The organism is Hungatella sp. SL.1.14, assembly GCF_024460495.1.
Taxonomy (GTDB): domain Bacteria; phylum Bacillota; class Clostridia; order Lachnospirales; family Lachnospiraceae; genus Hungatella; species Hungatella hathewayi.
This window is the reverse complement of record NZ_JANFYJ010000425.1, coordinates 1-295: the sequence shown is the minus strand read 5'-3', so window position 1 is coordinate 295 and position 295 is coordinate 1. Positions and strand designations below refer to the sequence as shown.

Here is a 295-nt window from a genome sequence, read left to right as displayed (position 1 = left end):
TATCACGGGAGACCTCTCCTGATACAAAAAAGTTTCCGGTGAGAGCCGCACTGCGGCGGCAGTGAAGTAATCGATAAAAAAATACTTATTTACTCTTGACTCCATGGGATAAGAGGTATATACATATTCCAGCCAGTGGTGGCCAAAGGTATTTAAGAGTGTTTCCGCCTCTCTGGGGCCCCTGGTGCCGGGAAGGTAGGGATAAAGTGGCAGGTTCCGGGAGGCCGCCAGCTGTTTCAGCTGTTTGATGTAATTCCAGCTGATCTCGACCTGGTCCCATTGGGAGAACCAGGAG

General features: G+C 50.5%; 1 pseudogene. It reads right to left on the bottom strand.

Annotated elements, in window-relative coordinates:
- Positions 1–295: pseudogene (locus NE473_RS31670) on the bottom strand (hypothetical protein); the annotation flags it as partial.